The sequence below is a fragment of the Pseudomonas sp. NFX15 genome (assembly GCF_049132105.1).
Classification (GTDB): Bacteria; Pseudomonadota; Gammaproteobacteria; order Pseudomonadales; family Pseudomonadaceae; genus Aquipseudomonas.
The window spans coordinates 47791-66088 of the sequence record NZ_JAFMPV010000004.1 but is presented as its reverse complement, the minus strand read 5'-3'; the positions used below and the strand labels follow the sequence as shown (position 1 = coordinate 66088).

Below are 18298 nucleotides of genomic sequence, written 5' to 3'. Positions count from 1 at the left end.
AGTCCTCGCAAGAGCATTAAGTGGTTGGCGCGAGACAGGGGTCGAGCGTTTATGTGGGCTCTAACTCACCTGCTTGGCCAATTGGAAATCCATGTATTCGTAAGCGATCTGTTGCGCCTGCTCGGTGTCGAAAGCGTCTCCCGACAGCGCGCCGCGCAACCACAAGCCGTCAATCAGTGCTGCCAGGCCACGGGCGGCGTTGCGCGCATCTTCGAGCGGCAGCGCACGCCGGAACTCACAGCACAGGTTGGAATACAGACGGTGATCGTTGATCCGCTGCAACCGGTGCAAAGACGGCTGGTGCATGCTGGTGGCCCAGAAGGCCAGCCAGGTTTTCATTGCCGGGCCATTGACCTGGCTGGCGTCGAAGTTGCCTTCGATGATCACCTGCAGATGCGCCCGTGGGCTGTCATCTGCCAGCGCCTGACGGCGCGCGGTGACGCTCTCGCTGAGGGCGGTCATCAGGTACCGCATCGTGGCGGCGATCAGGCCGTTCTTGTCCTGAAAGTAATGACTGATGATGCCATTCGAGACACCGGCCAAACGGGCGATCAGCGCAATGCTGGCGTCCCCCATTCCGACCTGATCGACGGCCTGCAAAGTGGCTTCGATCAATTGCTGGCGACGGATGGGTTGCATACCGACCTTGGGCATCTTGCACATCTCCTTAGGCCTTCCGGCAGACGTAGAACGGCTACCGGATTGAGGGCCAGTCTATTTTGTTTTGATTGAACGTTCAATCAACAAAGAATAAGATCTGCGACAAATCGTCGCTGCCTACAGGTTTTTCCTACTTGTAGTTGGCGGAAAAACGACATCACAAACTGCTCGAAACCTACGCGCCACGGCGTTCCTGGGGTTTCGGGCTTTTTTCGGGGTGTCTTTATATCACCCGCCGGTCGGCTGCCCACTAACCGATTGGTCGGGTAACGCGTTTGCCTTGCGTTCTTCTCTCGCACTGCCCGGAGCATCTGTGCCATGAGTTCTGCCTCGCTAATAAAGACCCCACCGGAGAAGGTGACGGTCAACGGTTGGGTGTTCTACACCTCTACCGCGTTGATTCTGTTGTTGACCGCCATTCTGATCATCGCCCCGCAAGAGGCCGGCAGACTGCTCGGTATGGCGCAAGCCTGGTTGTCCCGCAGCTTCGGCTGGTACTACATGGTGGTGATTGCCGCCTACCTGATTTTCGTCGTCGGCCTGGCGTTCTCGTCCTACGGCAAATTGAAACTGGGCAGCAAGGACGATACCCCGGACTTCAGCTACGGCGCCTGGGCGGGGATGCTGTTCTCCTCGGGCATCGGCATCTCGCTGCTGTATTTCGGCGCGTCCGAGCCGCTGGACCATTACTTCAACCCGCCGGAAGGCGTGGCTGGCAGCAACCTGGCGGCACGTCAGGCGGTGCAGTTGACTTTCCTGCATTGGGGCCTGCATGGCTGGGCGATCTACGCCTTGGTCGGCTTGGCCGTGGCTTACTTTGCCTACCGGCACAACCAGCCGCTGGCGTTGCGTTCGGCGCTGTACCCGCTGGTGGGTGAGCGTTGGGTAAAAGGCGCGGCCGGGCATGCGGTGGACGGCTTCGGCATGTTCGTGACCCTGCTGGGGCTGGTGACCAACCTGGGGATTGGTTCGCTGCAAGTGTCGTCGGGGTTGGAAAACCTGTTCGGCATGGAGCACAGCAACACCAACCTGCTGATCGTGATCATCGTGATGAGCACGGTGGCAACCATCGCCGCGGTGTCGGGCGTGGAAAACGGCATTCGCCGCCTGTCCAACCTGAACATCGTGCTGTTCAGCGGCCTGTTGATTTTCGTGCTGTTGTTCGGCCCGACCCTGCACCTGCTCAACAGCTTCGTGCAGAACGTTGGCGACTACCTGAACGGTGTGGTGCTGAAGACCTTCGACCTGTACGTGTACGAAGGCGACAGTGAGAAGTCCGACCGCTGGTTGGGCCTGTGGACCCTGTTCTACTGGGCCTGGTGGATTTCCTGGGCACCATTCGTGGGCATGTTTATCGCGCGTATTTCCCGTGGCCGCACGGTGCGTGAACTGGTGGCTGGCGTGTTGCTGATTCCGCTGGGTTTCACCCTGGCGTGGCTGTCGATCTTCGGTAACTCGGCCCTGGACCTGGTGATGAACCATGGGGCGGTGGCGCTTGGGAAGACGGCGCTGGAACAGCCGTCCATGGCGATCTACCAATTGCTTGAGCACTACCCGGCGTCGAAAGTTGTCATCGGCGTGTCGATTTTCGTCGGTTTCGTGCTGTTCCTGACCCCGGCCGACTCCGGCGCGGTGATGATGGCCAACCTGTCGTGCAAGGGCGGCACTGTCGATGAAGATGCGCCGCACTGGCTGCGAATCTTCTGGTCGGCGGTGATCACCCTGGTGACCATCGGCCTGTTGTTTGCCGGCAACTTCGAAGCCATGCAAACCATGGTGGTGCTGGCCGGCCTGCCGTTCTCGGTGGTGCTGGTGTTCTTCATGTTCGGCTTGCACAAGGCCATGCGCCAGGATGTGCAGATCGAACAGGAGCAAGCGGAGCTGGCCGCACGCGGTCGTCGTGGCTTCACCGAGCGCCTGACCCAGCTGGACCTGCAACCGAGCCAGTCGGTGGTTCAGCGCTTCATGGACAAGCACGTCAGCCCGGCGCTGGAAGATGCCGCCGTGCAAATGCGCGCACAAGGCCTGGAGGTGCAAACGCTGCTGGGCAAGTCCAAGCGCTGCATGGGCCTGCGCACCGAGATGGAAGAGGGCAACCCGTTTGTCTACGAAGTGAGCCTGGACGGTTACCTCGCCACGCCGACCGAATCGGCCCAGTCCGACGAGGCCCGCCAGCGTTACTACCGTGCCGAGGTGTACCTGCACAACGGCAGCCAGGACTACGACTTGATGGGTTTCACCCAGGATCAGATCACCCGTGACGTGCTCGACCAGTTTGAAAGCCATCGGCAGCTCCTTGGCCGGGTTTACAGCTGAGGTGTGAGGCCTGCGGTGCATCGAATGCACCGCACAGCCTTTGTAGGAGCTGGCTTGCCAGCGAATGATTCACCGCGGTGTACCTGATGCGCCGCAATCTTTGTAGGAGCTGGCTTGCCAGCGAATGATTCACCTCGGTGTACCTGATGCACCGAATCTTTGTAGGAGCTGGCTTGCCAGCGAATGATTCACCACGGTGTACCTGATGCGTCGCCTTCGCTGGCAAGCCAGCTCCTACAGGGTATGCGTCGACTCTGCTGAACAAAAAACGCCGCGATCTTCTCGCGGCGTTTTCGTGTCTGGCGTCTTACCCCAGGTTCTTGCCGAGCAGTGCGTGATACAGCTCGCTGTCGCCGAGAATCCCCACCACATGGTTGTTGTCGTGCAGCACCAGTTTGTTGCCGGTCTGATAACGAATCTGCAGCGCGTCGCGCATGCCGATGTTGGAGTCCACCAGGGTCGGGCGACGGCCCAGGCCTTCGACAGCTTGCCCTGGCACCCAGTTCTGCAGGTCCAGCACCGAACCGTTCTGGCGCGCACCCTTGATGGTGTTGCCTTCGGCCAGGTCCAGCCACGAATCGCCGCCCGGATCGAGGCACACCGAACCGTTGATGCGCTTGCAGTTGTCCAAGGTGCGCATCAGGCTGCGGCCACACAATACGTTCAGCGGGTTGGTGTGGGCGACGAAGGTGCGCACATAGTCATCCGCCGGGTTGAGGACGATCTCTTCAGGCTTGCTGTACTGGATGATCCGGCCGTCTTTCATGATCGCGATGCGGCTGCCCAGTTTCAGGGCCTCGTCGAGGTCGTGACTGACGAACACGATGGTCTTGCTCAGCTTGCGTTGCAGCTCCAGCAGTTCGTCCTGCAGACCCTGGCGGATCAGCGGGTCGAGGGCCGAGAACGGTTCGTCCATCAGCAGGATGTCGGCGTCCATCGCCAGCGCACGGGCCAGGCCCACACGCTGCTGCATGCCGCCGGACAGCTCGTTGGGTTTCTTGTTGCGCCACTGGGTCAGGCCCACCAGCTCAAGCTTGTCGTCTACCAGTTTGCGACGTTCCTTTTCCGGGCGACCCTGCATTTCCAGGCCAAAGCTGATGTTCTCGCGAACGGTCAGCCAGGGCATCAGGGCGAACTTCTGGAACACCATCGCAATGCGCTTGGTGCGCATCATTTTCAGTTCGGCCGGTGTGCACGAAGCAATGTCGATCTGCTTGCCTTCGTGCTCGACGAACAACTTGCCACGACTGACGGTATTGAGGCCGTTGATGCAGCGCAACAGGCTGGACTTGCCGGAGCCGGACAAGCCCATCAGTACGCAGATTTCACCTTTTTCGATGTCCAGGCTGGCTTTTTCAACGCCTACGATCTGCCCGGTTTTCTTCAGGATTTCGTTGCGGGTCATGCCCTGATCCAGCAGCTTGAGCGCCTCGCGTGGATCCCTGGAGAAGATAACGTCAACGTTTTCGAAGCGAATAATGCTCATGCGTCACCCCCTGCTTTGGCGTCGGGTTGTTTGCAGATACGGTCGAGCATGATCGCCAGCAGTACGATCGCCAGGCCTGCTTCGAAGCCCAGGGCGATATCAGCAGTGTTCAGTGCGTTGACCACCGGTTTGCCCAGGCCATCGGCGCCCACCAGTGCCGCGATCACCACCATCGACAGCGACAGCATGATGCACTGGGTGATGCCGGCCGCGATGCTTGGCATGGCGTGGGGCAGTTCGATTCGTGAGAGCAACTGACGTCGCGAGCAGCCAAAGGCTTTGCCGGCGTCCATCAATTCTTCCGGAACATCGCGGATACCCAGGTAGGTCAGGCGGATGGGCGCGGCAATCGCGAACACCACCGTGGAGATCAGGCCCGGGACCACGCCCAGCCCGAAGAGGGTCAGGGTAGGAATGAGGTAAACGAAGGTCGGTACGGTCTGCATCAGATCGAGTACCGGACGCATTAAAGTGTAGAACATCGGCTTATGCGCCGCGACGATGCCCAGCGGCACGCCGATGACCACGCAGACCAGGGTGGCGAACAGCACCTGGGCGAGGGTTTCCATGGTTTCCTGCCAGTACCCCAGGTTGAGGATCAGCAGGAAGGAGGCGATGACGAAAACGGTCAGGCCCCATTTGCGTTGGATGAAGTGTGCAAGGAGTGCGATTAGGCCGATCAATGCCAGCGGGTTGAACCAGGTCAGCGCAAACGTCACGCCGTGGATCATCGTTTCCAGTGTCACAGCGATTGCGTCGAAGGTGCTGGCGCCGTGTTGCGTCAACCATTCAACGAAGCCTGCGATGTACTGGCCTAAAGGGATTTTCTGATCAATCAGCATGGTAGTGAACGTCCGCATGCAAGGAAAAAACAGCCCGGGCGAGCGAACCCGCCCGGCGTAAACATTACTGCGCGAGCTTGGCTTTCACGGCTTCCAGGCCAGGTTTACCGTCAATGGTGGTCACGCCAGCGAGCCAGGTATCGAGTACCTGTGGATTCTTTTTCAGCCAGGCCTTGGCGGCCGCGTCAGGCTTCATCTTGTCGTCCAGGATGTTGCCCATCAGGGTGCTTTCCATGTCGACGGTGAACTCCAGGTTTTTCAGCAACTGGCCGACGTTGCTGCACTCCTGCGTGTAGCCCTTGCGAGTGTTGGTCGCCACGGTGGCGGCACCGAAATCCGGGCCGAAGAAATCATCACCACCGGTCAGGTATTGAATCTTGAAGCGCTTGTTCATCGGGTGCGGCGCCCAGCCGAGGAACACCACGGCGGTGTCGCGTTTCTGTGCGCGGTCGACCTGCGACAACATGCCGGCTTCGCTGGACTCGACGACCTTGAAGCCGGCGTCCTTGAGGCCGAAGGCGTTCTTGTCGATCATCGTCTGGATCAGGCGGTTGCCGTCGTTGCCGGGCTCGATGCCGTAAATCTTGCCATCGAGTTCCTTCTTGAATTTGGCGATGTCGGAGAAGTCATGCAGGCCCTTGTCGTACAGCGCCTGCGGAACGGCGAGGGTGTACTTGGCGCCCTTGAGGTTGGTGCGCACGACTTCCACGGTGCCCGCGTCGCGATAGGCCTTGATGTCGTTTTCCATGGTCGGCATCCAGTTGCCAAGGAACACGTCCATGTTCTTGCCGTCGGCCAGCGACTTGTAGGTCACGGGCACGGAAATCATGGTGGTCTTGGTCTTGTAGCCGAGGGCATCGAGCACGACGCTGGTGGTCGCGGTTGTCGCGGTGATGTCGGTCCAGCCGACATCGGAGAAGTTTACGGTACTGCATTGGGCCGGTTCTGCGGCTTGCGCCAGAACCGGCAGACTAAGCATGGCGGCCAACAACAACGACGGGGAACCTTTCATGGATGGACTCCTTGGTGTTTTTTTTGGCAGTGTTCCGACTGGACCACCGCACTTATAGGTTGCGGTTGGATGGCGTTTTTAAGACAGCTCTACCACGGCGCCTTGCAATCGAGTCGATACGATCATGTACCAGTGAAAATCTGACGCCTACAGGGCGCGTCGTATCCAGTACAGGGATGGTCGCATCCAGTGTCGGTGACGTCGTTTACAGATTTTTTCAGCCTGTTTTGGCCGTCAGGACCGCAAGAAAACGGCGAAAACGCTGCGTAAAAGACACGCGGCGTTCGTGGGCATGAATGCGTCGGTTAGAGACGTCGAACAACGGGATAAAAGCTTGATGATGCGGCCACCTCGACGGATTGCAGCTTGAGCGTAGCAGCTCCGTCGCCGGGCGCTTTTGCGCCTGGAGTTGGCCTATCCAGGAGTTCGGCAGTCATGGCTATCAGCGTTTTCGACCTGTTCAAAATCGGCATCGGCCCTTCCAGTTCGCACACCGTGGGGCCCATGCGGGCGGCGGCGCTGTTCGTGCAGGGCCTGCGTGAGCGGGGTCAGCTTGAGCAGGTGCGACGTGTCGAGGTCCAGCTGTTCGGTTCGTTGTCCGCCACCGGCATCGGCCACGGCAGCGACAATGCGGTGATCATGGGCCTGATGGGCGAGTGGCCCGACGCAATTGATCCGTCGCAAATCGGCATCCGTATCGCCACCTTGCGCGAAACCCACACCTTGCTGCTCGACGGTCGCCTGTCGGTACCGTTCATCTGGGCCCGGGACATGCAACTGATCGACGAAAACCTGGCGTACCACCCCAATGCCATGACCCTGATCGTCGAAGACGAGCGCGGCGAGTTTCATCGCGACACCTACTATTCGGTCGGCGGCGGTTTTGTCGTCGATCAGGCGCAGGCCTCCAGCGGCGTGATGGACCTGGATCGCACGGTGTTGCCCTACGATTTTTCCAGTGCCGTGGAGTTGCTGGCGTTGTGCAAGCGCCACGACCTTAGCGTCGCGCAGTTAATGATGGCCAACGAAAAGGTCTGGCGCAGCGAAGAGGAAATCCGCGGCGGCCTGATGAAGCTCTGGCGCGCCATGCAGGATTGCGTCGAGCAAGGCCTAAAGCACGAAGGCATCTTGCCCGGTGGCCTGAATGTGCGTCGTCGTGCGGCCAAACTGCATCGCAGCTTGCAGGAACTGAACAAACCCAATGTCATCGGCTCGACCCTGAGCGCCATGGAGTGGGTCAACCTGTTCGCCCTGGCGGTCAACGAAGAAAACGCCGCCGGTGGGCGCATGGTCACGGCACCGACCAACGGTGCGGCGGGGATCATTCCGGCGGTGCTTCATTACTTCATGAAATTCAGCGAGGCGGTGACCGACGCCAATGTCGTCGATTATTTCCTCGGGGCGGCGGCGGTGGGCATCCTGTGCAAGAAGAACGCCTCGATCTCCGGTGCCGAAGTTGGCTGCCAAGGCGAAGTCGGTTCAGCCTGCGCCATGGCAGCGGCCGGGCTCGCGCAAATCCTCGGCGCCACGCCCGAGCAGTTGTGCAATGCGGCGGAGATCGGCCTGGAACACAACCTTGGCCTGACCTGCGACCCGGTGGGCGGGCTGGTACAAGTGCCGTGCATCGAGCGCAACGCGATTGCCGCGGTGAAGGCGATCAATGCCGCGCAAATGGCGTTGCGCGGTGATGGCCAGCACTTCATTTCGCTGGACCGGGTGATTCGCACCATGCGCGATACCGGTGCCGACATGCATGACAAATATAAGGAAACATCGCGGGGTGGGTTGGCGGTCAGCGCGGTTGAATGCTGACACCCACACACATCTTTGTAGGAGCTGGCTTGCCAGCGAAAGCGATGGTTCTACCGCTGAAGATGTGCCGGATGAACTGGCCTCTTCGCTGGCAAGCCAGCTCCTACAGGGTGCGGGACCAGTCAAAACTGCGCGCTAAGTGCACACCCGGTTCAATACGCGCCACCTTTTAGAGCGTCGCTCTCAGATAACTCGCCTGACCAGTGATCGGCTGAAAACCCGCCTTCGACCACCCGTCACCCGTGCCTGCGGTGACACTCCTTTCCAGCACCGCGCAACGCCGTTCCCACAAGTGCTACCGAATTGCTCACAGCTTGTGGGGCGGGGCGCTTGTCAGCGCTGATGGCCATTTAAATCCCTACACCTTGCGCGTCATATCCAGACACATTCCGACGTCGTTTTTAGGAGTTGTTGAACGCGCATTCAAATTTAGGCATGGCAATTGCTCTGTCATTACAAAGCCCGTCTCCCACGCGAGAACGATGGCCATAACAAGAGCCTCCGCCTGAGGCCATCACCCGCTTTGTGTGAGGAGATACCGCGATGACGACGTTCAACTCCGGGGCCCAACCCCAGAACCGTGCGCCTCAATCCATCGGCTTTCTGCTGCTGGACAATTTCACGCTGATTTCTCTGGCTTCCGCAGTGGAACCCCTGCGTATGGCCAACCAATTGTCCGGTCGCGAGCTGTATCGCTGGACCACCCTCACCGTCGACGGTGGCCAGGTCTGGGCCAGTGACGGCCTGCAGATCACCCCCGACGCTTCCATGCACAAAGCCCCACCGATGGACACCGTGATTGTTTGCGGCGGTATCGGCATTCAACGCACCGTGACCCGCGAACACGTGTCATGGCTGCAAAGCCAGGCGCGCCAGTCTCGCCGACTCGGCGCGGTGTGCACCGGCAGTTGGGCGCTGGCCTGCGCCGGCCTGCTCGACGGTTTTGATTGCAGCGTGCACTGGGAATGTCTGGCAGCGATGCAGGAAGCCTTCCCGCGCGTGGCGATGAGCACTCGCTTGTTCACCCTCGACCGTAACCGTTTCACCAGTTCTGGCGGCACCGCGCCGCTGGACATGATGCTGCACCTGATCAGCCGCGATCACGGTCGTGAACTGTCGGCGGCCATTTCGGAAATGTTCGTCTACGAGCGCATCCGCAACGAACAGGATCACCAGCGCGTGCCGCTCAAGCACATGCTCGGCACCAATCAGCCGAAGTTGCAGGAAATCGTCGCGCTGATGGAAGCCAACCTCGAAGAACCCATCGACCTCGACGAACTGGCGGTGTATGTCGCGGTATCGCGTCGTCAGCTCGAGCGGTTGTTCCAGAAATACCTGCACTGCTCGCCGTCGCGTTATTACCTCAAGCTGCGCCTGATCCGCGCCCGGCAATTGCTCAAGCAAACGCCGATGTCGATCATCGAAGTGGCGTCGGTGTGTGGCTTCGTGTCCACGCCACACTTCTCCAAGTGCTACCGCGAATACTTCGGCATTCCGCCGCGTGACGAGCGCGTAGGCTCCAACACTACCCAGCAAGTGGCGATGATGCCGCTGCCACAAGCGCTGGTGCTGTCGCCGCTGTCCGGACCGTTGTCGGCACTGAGCCAGGCGCGCAACGAGTCGACGTTTGCCAGTGTAAGGCTCTAAACCATTGTGGCGAGGGGGCTTGCCCCCGTTGGGTCGCGCAGCGGCCCTAAAGTTTTACGACTGCTACGCAGCCGAACGGGGGCAAGCCCCTCGCCACAGGTAAGTCATAAAGCAATCAGGCGCGATGGCTTTGCTGATACTCCGCCAACGCCGGCAACAACTGCTTGTCGATCGCCTGGCGCACCGCCGGCAGGATGGTCGCGCTGCTGGTGTACATCTGCTTGACCATGGTGCGCAGCACGATCGCCCGTTCGTTGTTCAAACCGCGTACCGCGCATTCGCAAGCCTGCTCGGCCGTGGCGCCACTCGGCACTTGAAACCCCAATGACTTGAGCTGGCCCAACAGGTCTTCCTGGTCTATCAAATCGGCGTGCATCATGACGCAATCCTTCTTCAGGGAACGGTGTCGTGGCTCGATTCTGGTAGGGCCACAAGGTGGGGGCAAGGGCGAATTGTCGCCATGGCCGCAATGGCTATGAACAGGTCGCTTTCGGCTAACTTGCCTTGCAGAGGAGTGGGCACACTGGACTCAGCTGGCTTCACGAAGGTTTGGTCACCCTCGCGCTACAGCTCCTCAACAGTACCCTCTGCCTCGATCCTGTCACGGCTTGATCGGGGCTTTTTTTCGTCTGTGAAAATCTGTGGGGTTTTGGTTGATTGAGAGATCGCCTTCGCTGGCAAGCCAGCTCCTACAAGGGCGGTGTGACCTCTGTAGGAGCTGGCTTGCCAGCGAAGAACGATGACGCGGTCTAGCGCTGCAACACCAGGATGCGCGACAACAACTCGTCCCGATCAACGTAGCAACCCTGGAAATGCCGCGCCCCGGTTGCCGGGTCGAACGCATTGCGGGCATGCAGGGTGCGGCGGTTGTCGAAGCACCACAGCTCGCCGGGATTGAGCCGCTGCATCAACCTGAATCGAGGCTCGCGGGTCATCGCGATAAAGCGCCGGTAGGCCTGATACAACCTGGGCATCTGCTCTACCGAGGCATCGAACGGCCCGCGCAGAAAGTTCGCCATGCGGATCTCCGACACCTGCCCCGAGGCGTCCAGGGCGATGATCGGCGCGAGGCAGCGGTAGTCGCTGTGACGGTCCTTGTTGCGAAACTCCACCGGGATCTCGCACAGGCTCTTGAAGGCTTGCGGATCTTCACCGCGCAAGGCATCGGCGATGGCAAAACCGTCGACAAAAATACTCTCGCCACCGTCGGCATCGTTGACCAGGCAATGCAGGAATTGCAGCCCCGGTTGCAACTCGCGGGTTGGTAGATCGCTGTGCAGCGGCAGGTTGAACGCGGTGTAGGCGTTGCTGTCGGCATCGGCCTTGGATTGCACATTGAACAGCACGCCGAAATTGCTCTCGCGGATGAACGAAATGCGCTGGGCGATCAGTTTCAGCGAGCCGGGTTCGGTGGGCACGCCACGCACCTGCGTCAGCCCGATATCGCGCACGGCCAGCAGCCATTGCAACAGCGCGTGGTTATCCGTCATCAGCGCCAGGTACTCGAACACCGGCAACTGAACATCGCTGTGCCAGAGCCTGGCCTTGGGTTTGCGTTGTGCACGCTCGGCACGGGTTTCATCGTCATAGGCGTGGGCGCGCAGCCAGCCGGGGTCGAAGCGGCTGCTGTGGCCATCCTGCCAGTCCACCGACAGGCAACCTTCGGTGTCGATGTGCACGGCGCCAGGCATCAAGTCTTGCGCCACATCGACGATTTCCAGCACTTGCTCGCGGGTCACGGTGTAGACGCACTGCGGGCACGGGCAGTTGTCCCGCAGCCATTGGTGGTGGAAAGGGCTGACGCGATCGTCGGCCCACTTCACCAGAACACGGTCAGCCAGGGTCTGCACGCCAGTCAGCGCGCTGATCAACGGATAGGTACGAAAGTCGGCAAATGCAGCGGCGGTGTTCATGGCGATCTCCTTGTTATTTTTTGGGGGGCAACGCGATGACTCGACCAATGTACCCGGGCGCGGGCAAATCCGCCTGTTCGGCGACGATGGCTTGCAGCCGGCTCAAGGACAGTTCGCTGAAGGGCGCCGAATGCGGCCCGGCGAGATCAACGTGCAGCAGCATCTGTTCGTTGCCCGCCAGTTCCTGGGCATCACCGACCCAATGCAGGCTGTGATAGAGGTGCACGCGTTTGCTGTCGTGGGCGATGATTTGGGTGTGCACTTCGACGTCTGCGTCGAGCTTCACTTCGTGCAGGTAGTTGAGGTGCAGTTCGAGGGTGAACAGCGAGTTGCCACTGGCTTCGCGGCTGTTGCTGTCCAGGCCCAGGCGATCCATCAGGGCGTCGGTGGCGTAGCTGAAAATCAGCAGGTAGAAGGCGTCGCGCAGGTGGCCGTTATAGTCGACCCAATCGGGGATGATTCGGGTTTGGTAGGTGGTGAGGGTGGGCATGGCATCACATCCTGGAGTCATGAAAACCTGTAGAAGCCGGCTTGCCGGCGAAGACAGTGTCAGCACCGCAAAAAGTGGCGGCGGATGTACCGGCGTCTTCGCTGGCAAGCCAGCTCCTACAGAGAGCGGTGTTTAGTCGGCGAAGGCCATCCCATGCTTCTCTTTGGTCGTTTTCACCGCCTCCAGCACCGCCAACAAGCAGTCATCACGATAGCGCTCCAGCGCCGAAATGCTGTGTTTGCCCAATTGATCGCTGGTGCCGTCGACCACGTCGTCGATCAATTTGTCGGTCAGTTCTGGTGCCGGCAGGTAGGTCCACGGCAGTTGCAGCGCCGGGCCGAACTGGGCCATGAAGTGGCGCATGCCGGCATCACCGCCGGCCAGGGTGTAGGTCAGGAAGGTGCCCATGAACGACCAGCGCAAACCGGCGCCAAAACGAATCGCATCGTCGATTTCGCCAGTGGTCGCCACACCGTCGTTGACCAGGTGCAGCGCCTCGCGCCACAGCGCTTCGAGCAAGCGGTCGGCAATGAACCCCGGTACTTCCTTGCGCACATGCAGCGGGCGCATGCCGAGGGATTCGTAGACTTTCATCGCCGCTTGCACCGCTTCAGGGGCGGTGTTTTTGCCGCCGACCACCTCCACCAGTGGCAGCAGGTAAACCGGGTTGAACGGGTGACCGACCACGCAGCGCTCCGGGTGCGTGGCGCTTTCGTAGAACTCGCTCGGCAACAGGCCGGAAGTGCTGGAGCCGATCAAGGCATTGGGCTTGGCCGCCGCGCTGATCTTGCTGTGCAACTCCAGTTTCAACTCCAGGCGCTCCGGGGCGCTTTCCTGGATGAAATCGGCGTCACGCACGCATTCTTCAATGGTCGCGACAAAACGCAGGCGATCCTGTGATGCACCGGGCGCCAGGCCTTGTTTCTCCAATGCGCCCCAGGCACTGGCGACACGTTTGCGCAGGGCCGTTTCGGCGCCAGGGGCCGGGTCCCAGGCCACCACGTCCAGGCCATGGGCGAGGGCGCGCGATACCCAGCCGCTGCCGATGACACCGCTGCCTAACGCGGCGAAGGTTTTGATTTCGGTGATGAAGGTCATGTTGATTTCCTGAAGAATTCGGTGATTTCTGTAGGCGCCGGCTTGCCGGCGAAGACGATTCCCGCAACGCAGAGAGCTGCGGCGGATGTACCGGCCTCTTCGCCGGCAAGCCGGCTCCTAAAAGGGGACAAATAACGATCAGCCGCGCTGGGTCAGGCCCATTTTCTTGCGGCCTTCAGCCGGGGTCAGCACGCGAGCGCCGAGGCGGCTGAGGATTTCCGTGGCGCGTTCGACCAGTTGGCCGTTGGTCGCCAGCACACCCTTGTCCAGCCACAGGTTGTCTTCCAGGCCAACGCGCACGTTGCCGCCGAGCAACACCGCCTGCGCCGCCATCGGCATCTGCATGCGGCCAATTCCAAAACCGGCCCACACCGCATCGGCAGGCAGGTTGTCGACCATGGCCTTCATGGTGGTGGTGTCCGCCGGCGCGCCCCACGGGATGCCCAGGCACAGCTGGAACAGCGGGTTATCCAGCAGGCCTTCCTTGATCATCTGTTTGGCGAACCACAGGTGGCCGGTGTCGAAGATTTCCAGCTCGGCTTTCACGCCTAGCTCTTGAATGCGTTTGGCGCCGGCACGCAATTGCGCCGGGGTGGACACGTAAATGGTGTCGCCATCACCGAAGTTCAGGGTGCCGCAGTCGAGGGTGCAGATTTCCGGCAACAGTGCCTCGACGTGGGCCAGGCGGGTCAGCGGGCCGACCAGGTCGGTGTTCGGGCCGAACTCCATCGGGTTCTCGCCAGCGCCGATCTCCAGGTCGCCGCCCATGCCGGCGGTCAGGTTGACGATGATGTCGACGTCCGCCTCGCGGATGCGCTCCATCACTTCGCGATACAGCGCCACGTCACGGCTGAATTTGCCGGTTTGCGGGTCGCGCACATGGCAGTGAACCACGGTGGCGCCGGCCTTGGCGGCTTCCACGGCGGCGGCAGCAATTTGTTTTGGAGTGACCGGCACGTGTGGGCTCTTGGCGGTCGTGTCGCCAGCACCGGTGAGTGCGCAGGTGATGATGACGTCGTGGTTCATTGGGCGGTTCCTTTCAGGTGAATGCTTTTTAGATAGAAAAGTCGGGGTGTGACGATCCGCTCCGCAGCCCTCTCGGGCTGCGAATCGGTACGTCAATCGGGTTTATTTGCTGGTGAGCTGAAGGTTTTCAGCGGCCGGCTTGCCGTCGAAGGTGGTCACGCCTTCAAGCCAGCGTTTTTTGTCCTGCGGGTGATCCTTGAGCCATTGCTTGGCGGATTCGAAGGCGTCCTTGTGCTCCAGCAGCGGCTGCATCATCCGGCTCTCGTCTTCGGCGGTGAACGTCAGGTTGGTCAGCAGGCGGCCGATGTTCGGGCATTGCTGGGCGTAGGTCGGCGAGGTGACGGTCCATACCGTGGCCTTGCCTTCGTCCGGGCCAAGGGCGTTTTCACTGCCGGTGAGGTAAGTCATTTTCACGTTGACGTTCATCGGGTGCGGCGCCCAGCCAAAGAACACCACGGCTTCGTTGCGGCGCACGGCGCGGTCCACGGCAGCGAGCATGCCGGCTTCGCTGGACTCGACCAATTGGAACTTGCCGAGGCCGAACTGGTTCTTGGCGATCATCGCCTTGATCTGGGTATTGGCGCCTGAGCCTGGCTCGATGCCGTAGATCTTGCCGCCCAGCTCTTTTTCGAACTTGGCAATGTCGGCGAAGGTCTTCAGACCTTTGTCGGCAAGGTAGGTGGGCACCGCGAGGGTCGCCCGGGCATCCTGCAGGCTTGGCGCTTCAAGCACCTTGACCTGGTTGGCGTCGACGAACGGGGTGATGGTCTGGGTCATCAGCGGGTTCCAGTAGCCGAGGAACAGGTCCAGGCGCTGGTCGCGGATCCCGGCGAAGATGATTTGCTGGGAGGCGCTGGTTTGTTTGGTGTTGTAGCCGAGGCCATCGAGCAAGACCTGGGTCATGGCACTGGTGGCGATCACGTCGGTCCAGTTCACTACACCCATGCGCACGTTCTGGCACGCGGCGGGCTCGGCGGCCATGACACTGGCGCTCAGTAACGCGGTACCACTGAGTGCAAGAACACAGCTGCTGATCAGTCGTTTCATTCTCAGGTTCCTCGGCAGTTTCATTATTGTGGGTCCGGTCGTCTTTGTGCGCCGGTGATGACACGTTACGCAGCAAATCAGCCATGAAAGCGCACTGCGGCGACCAGCACTTGCACTGCAGCGACCTGTGCTCTTGAATGCCTGTTGCAAGTGGCGTATCAACATCCTCACGCTCCCCGTCCTCTCGTTACCGGCTAAGCGAGTGCGCTCCATGTCCCAGGATTTCTACTTCTTGTTGATGCCGGGTTTTTCGGCCATCGGGTTTATCTCGGCCATCGAACCGCTGCGGGTCGCCAATCGTTTTCGTGGCGAACTGTATCGCTGGCATGTGCTGAGCGCCGACGGCGGGGCGGTGCTGGCGAGCAACGGCATGTCGGTCAACGCCGATGCGGCGCTGGAGCCATTGAAAAAAGGCGCGACGCTACTGGTGGTCGCCGGGTTCGAACCCCTGGAATTTGCCACCCCGGCGCTCGAGCACTGGCTGAGGCGGCTGGACAACGAGGGCGTGACCCTCGGCGCCATCGATACCGGCAGCTTTATCCTCGCCGAGGCGGGTTTGCTCGACGGCCATCGCCTGACCCTGCACTGGGAAGCCATCGACGCGTTCAAGGAATCTTATCCACAGCTCAGCGTCACCCAGGAGCTGTTCGAGATCGACCGCCGACGCATTACCTCCGCTGGCGGCACGGCCTCGATTGATTTAATGCTGGATCTGATCGCCCAAGCCCACGGCCCAGACCTGGCGATCCAGGTCAGCGAGCAATTCGTACTCGGCCGCATACGCCCGCGCAAAGACCACCAACGCATGGAAGTCGCCACGCGCTATGGCATCAGCAACAAGAAACTGGTGCAGGTCATTGGCGAGATGGAGCAGCACAGCGAACCACCACTGAGCACGCTGGAACTGGCGGAATCGATCAAGGTGACGCGGCGGCAACTGGAACGCCTGTTTCGCCTGCACCTGAACGACACGCCGAGCAATTTCTATCTGCGGTTAAGGCTGGAGAAAGCACGGCAGTTACTGCGTCAGACGGACATGAGCGTGCTGGAAGTGAGCATCGCGTGCGGGTTTGAATCGCCGTCGTATTTCACCCGTAGCTATCGGGCGAAGTATGAGCGGTGCCCGCGAGAGGATCGACGACAAAGCCAAAAGGCATAACGCTGATTCCTCTAGGAGCTGGCTTGCCAGCGAAGGCAATTTTGAGATGGGTCGTGAAGCTCAAGGCTCCTTCGCCGGCAAGCCGGCTCCTACATATCGTTATCTCTTTATTTTTTTATCAACGCTGAACATGCAGCCTTGTACGCCTCATGCTGATACTTGTTCAGCGTCCCCGGCAGTTCACCGGTGAATTTCTTGCTCTGCGCCGTGATCGTCTGCGGCGACAACAACGTCACTTCGCAATTCTCCAGCAACTGGAAAACTCCCTCGATCTTGAACGTGGTCGGCCCGCCCGCGAACTCACCTTTCTTGCTGCGCTTTTTGATCGCGATGCGATCAATGGAATTCTCGCGCACAAACGACGCAACCTGAGCTGCAAACACTTTGACGTTGGCCGCTTCGTCGTCATCGTCCAAAGCGATTTTCTTGGTCGTGAGCGCGACATGGTTCAACGTCGAACCGTCGAGGGAGGCGACGGCGATAATGGCTTCGCTGCCTTTGATTTCGATGCCGCAGACTTTCATGTTCAATCCCGTTAGTGACAGAGGGTGGGCAGCTTACAGCTCAAGTTGATTGGCAGTAATGCCAAACGCTACGGCAATCTTCTCGCGAGTGGCCTTGCGAGGCTTGGCGACGGTTTCCTGCTGGGCGAATGCCGGTTGGGTGATGCCCATGCGTTTGGCCACTTCGTCCTGGGTAAGGTTCAAGTATTCGCGCCAGGCGCGAATGGGTGTGGCGCCATCGACAATACGACTGACCACTTCGTGAGGGATCAAGTCAGGCTCGATCTTCTGCGCCAGATACTGCGCATACGGAATAACCACGAAGGCTGGATTGCCTTCGGCGTCATTGATGATTTGGATGTCAGTAGGTGCGTTCATCGCGTTTTTTGACCTCTTGAATACTGACCACTTTGATCGCGCCATCCCAATCAAACATGACCCGATAGTGACCGACACGCAGTCGATAAGCGTAGTCATGAGCGACCAGTGCTTTGACATTGCCTACATCGGGCATGTCTGCAAGCGCCGTGATGGCATCACGAACCTGGCCCTGATGAGCGGAATGCAATTTCAGAAGTTGCTTAACGGCCTTTCGAGTCCAGTGGATGCTATTCATGGAAGAATATAAGTCTTTTATAAGATTTGCGAATCTTTACTTATATTTTTCAGGCGGCCAATCAACAACGATTGTCAGCATGTTGCGTGAAAAACCCACAGCCTGGGGCTTTCAAGCAATACGTGTAGGCGAGGTCAGAACGTATTGTAGGAAGAGGGGGAACTGCTGCTGAAAGATGGATGCGATTCCAGCTTTCAGCGGAATATTCAGGATCACTCCTGCCCAATCGACTCCAAAAACTCCGACCGCTCGTCGCTCATTCGCGCGATGCAATCATTCTGCGCAATGGTGAACGCCTTGCTGCCGCTGGTGGCGGGGAAGGCTTCGACGGCGCAGTCGGCGTCGCGGGTTTTCAGCCATTGTTGCTGGGCGGTCTTGAGCTTGGTGGTGATGTCGGTCAGTTGCGACGGGTTTTTGCCGTACTGCGACTGCATGCGTTCGGTGAGGCCCTGGAAGTTTTCCTTGAGCAGGTCTTCGGCGGTGGTGCGGCTGTAGGTCGAGCATTCCAGGGTCTGAACGTCGTTTTCGACCGCGTCGCAGGGGTTGCTGTCGGACTCTTCGGCGGCGTGTACGCCGGTCGCAATCAGTGCCAAAGCCAGAAGGATGGATTTCATTCGGGTCGCCGCTCTATTCCAGTGATGCGGGGAATTCTGGCTCAAGCGGGCGGCCTT

18 protein-coding genes are annotated in these 18298 nt (G+C 59.9%); 4 read left to right on the top strand and 14 right to left on the bottom strand.

What is annotated here, in order from left to right; genetic code table 11:
- Positions 1–60 precede the first annotated feature (60 nt).
- Complete coding sequence (gene betI, locus J1D76_RS05655; RefSeq protein ID WP_421137420.1) at positions 61–654, bottom strand: transcriptional regulator BetI; 594 nt, start codon at positions 652–654, stop codon at positions 61–63.
- Positions 655–1035: 381 nt separating this feature from the next.
- Between betI and J1D76_RS05650 the strand changes: the two genes are divergently transcribed.
- Entirely contained in the window at positions 1036–2976 is a 1941-nt protein-coding gene (locus J1D76_RS05650) for a BCCT family transporter (protein ID WP_421137638.1), read from the top strand.
- Positions 2977–3283: 307 nt separating this feature from the next.
- On the opposite strand, the gene choV is transcribed toward J1D76_RS05650, so the two are convergent.
- The 3 genes from choV to J1D76_RS05635 form a co-directional block, all read right to left on the bottom strand.
- Positions 3284–4462 (bottom strand): choline ABC transporter ATP-binding protein, encoded by a 1179-nt coding sequence (gene choV, locus J1D76_RS05645; RefSeq protein WP_421137419.1) that lies wholly within the window; start codon positions 4460–4462, stop codon positions 3284–3286.
- A complete protein-coding gene (gene choW, locus J1D76_RS05640; RefSeq protein ID WP_421137418.1) occupies positions 4459–5304 on the bottom strand; it encodes a choline ABC transporter permease subunit in 846 nt (281 codons plus the stop codon). The genes choV and choW overlap by 4 nt, the downstream gene beginning before the upstream one ends.
- Positions 5305–5368: 64 nt before the next feature.
- Positions 5369–6316, bottom strand: a complete 948-nt coding sequence (locus J1D76_RS05635) for a choline ABC transporter substrate-binding protein (RefSeq protein WP_421137417.1) — start codon at positions 6314–6316, stop codon at positions 5369–5371.
- 435 nt (positions 6317–6751) lie between these two features.
- On the opposite strand from J1D76_RS05635, the gene J1D76_RS05630 reads away from it, so the two are divergent.
- Together J1D76_RS05630 and J1D76_RS05625 are read left to right on the top strand one after the other, a co-directional pair.
- Positions 6752–8128 (top strand): L-serine ammonia-lyase, encoded by a 1377-nt coding sequence (locus J1D76_RS05630; protein ID WP_421137416.1) that lies wholly within the window; start codon positions 6752–6754, stop codon positions 8126–8128.
- A gap of 543 nt (positions 8129–8671) precedes the next feature.
- Complete coding sequence (locus J1D76_RS05625; RefSeq protein WP_007975492.1) at positions 8672–9775, top strand: GlxA family transcriptional regulator; 1104 nt, start codon at positions 8672–8674, stop codon at positions 9773–9775.
- A gap of 115 nt (positions 9776–9890) precedes the next feature.
- Here the strand turns inward: J1D76_RS05625 and J1D76_RS05620 are convergent, their stop codons facing one another.
- From J1D76_RS05620 to choX, 6 genes are all read right to left on the bottom strand, one after another.
- A complete protein-coding gene (locus tag J1D76_RS05620) occupies positions 9891–10154 on the bottom strand; it encodes a hypothetical protein (RefSeq protein WP_421137415.1) in 264 nt (87 codons plus the stop codon).
- Positions 10155–10524: 370 nt separating this feature from the next.
- Positions 10525–11688 (bottom strand): gamma-butyrobetaine dioxygenase, encoded by a 1164-nt coding sequence (locus tag J1D76_RS05615; protein WP_421137414.1) that lies wholly within the window; start codon positions 11686–11688, stop codon positions 10525–10527.
- A 13-nt stretch (positions 11689–11701) separates the two neighbouring features.
- Positions 11702–12178 (bottom strand): thioesterase family protein, encoded by a 477-nt coding sequence (locus J1D76_RS05610; RefSeq protein ID WP_421137413.1) that lies wholly within the window; start codon positions 12176–12178, stop codon positions 11702–11704.
- Between the two features lie 132 nt (positions 12179–12310).
- Positions 12311–13276 (bottom strand): L-carnitine dehydrogenase, encoded by a 966-nt coding sequence (locus J1D76_RS05605; protein ID WP_421137412.1) that lies wholly within the window; start codon positions 13274–13276, stop codon positions 12311–12313.
- A gap of 138 nt (positions 13277–13414) precedes the next feature.
- Positions 13415–14302 carry a 3-keto-5-aminohexanoate cleavage protein gene (locus J1D76_RS05600; RefSeq protein WP_421137411.1) on the bottom strand — a complete coding sequence of 296 codons (888 nt, stop codon included), beginning with the start codon at positions 14300–14302 and terminating at the stop codon, positions 13415–13417.
- 102 nt (positions 14303–14404) lie between these two features.
- The gene (choX, locus tag J1D76_RS05595; protein ID WP_421137410.1) at positions 14405–15349 is read right to left on the bottom strand and encodes a choline ABC transporter substrate-binding protein; all 945 of its coding nucleotides are present in this window, start codon (positions 15347–15349) and stop codon (positions 14405–14407) included.
- Between the two features lie 211 nt (positions 15350–15560).
- On the opposite strand from choX, the gene J1D76_RS05590 reads away from it, so the two are divergent.
- Entirely contained in the window at positions 15561–16508 is a 948-nt protein-coding gene (locus tag J1D76_RS05590) for a GlxA family transcriptional regulator (protein WP_421137409.1), read from the top strand.
- A gap of 107 nt (positions 16509–16615) precedes the next feature.
- Here J1D76_RS05590 and J1D76_RS05585 read toward each other — a convergent pair whose 3' ends face one another.
- The 4 genes from J1D76_RS05585 to J1D76_RS05570 form a co-directional block, all read right to left on the bottom strand.
- Positions 16616–17032 carry a DUF3010 family protein gene (locus J1D76_RS05585; RefSeq protein ID WP_421137408.1) on the bottom strand — a complete coding sequence of 139 codons (417 nt, stop codon included), beginning with the start codon at positions 17030–17032 and terminating at the stop codon, positions 16616–16618.
- A 33-nt stretch (positions 17033–17065) separates the two neighbouring features.
- On the bottom strand, positions 17066–17389 hold the full coding sequence (locus tag J1D76_RS05580) for a helix-turn-helix domain-containing protein (protein WP_421137407.1): 324 nt from the start codon (positions 17387–17389) through the stop codon (positions 17066–17068).
- A complete protein-coding gene (locus J1D76_RS05575) occupies positions 17373–17627 on the bottom strand; it encodes a type II toxin-antitoxin system RelE family toxin (RefSeq protein ID WP_421137406.1) in 255 nt (84 codons plus the stop codon). Before J1D76_RS05575 ends, J1D76_RS05580 begins: the two co-directional genes overlap by 17 nt.
- Before the next feature lie 212 nt (positions 17628–17839).
- The gene (locus tag J1D76_RS05570; protein ID WP_421137405.1) at positions 17840–18241 is read right to left on the bottom strand and encodes a lysozyme inhibitor LprI family protein; all 402 of its coding nucleotides are present in this window, start codon (positions 18239–18241) and stop codon (positions 17840–17842) included.
- Positions 18242–18298: the final 57 nt, after the last annotated feature.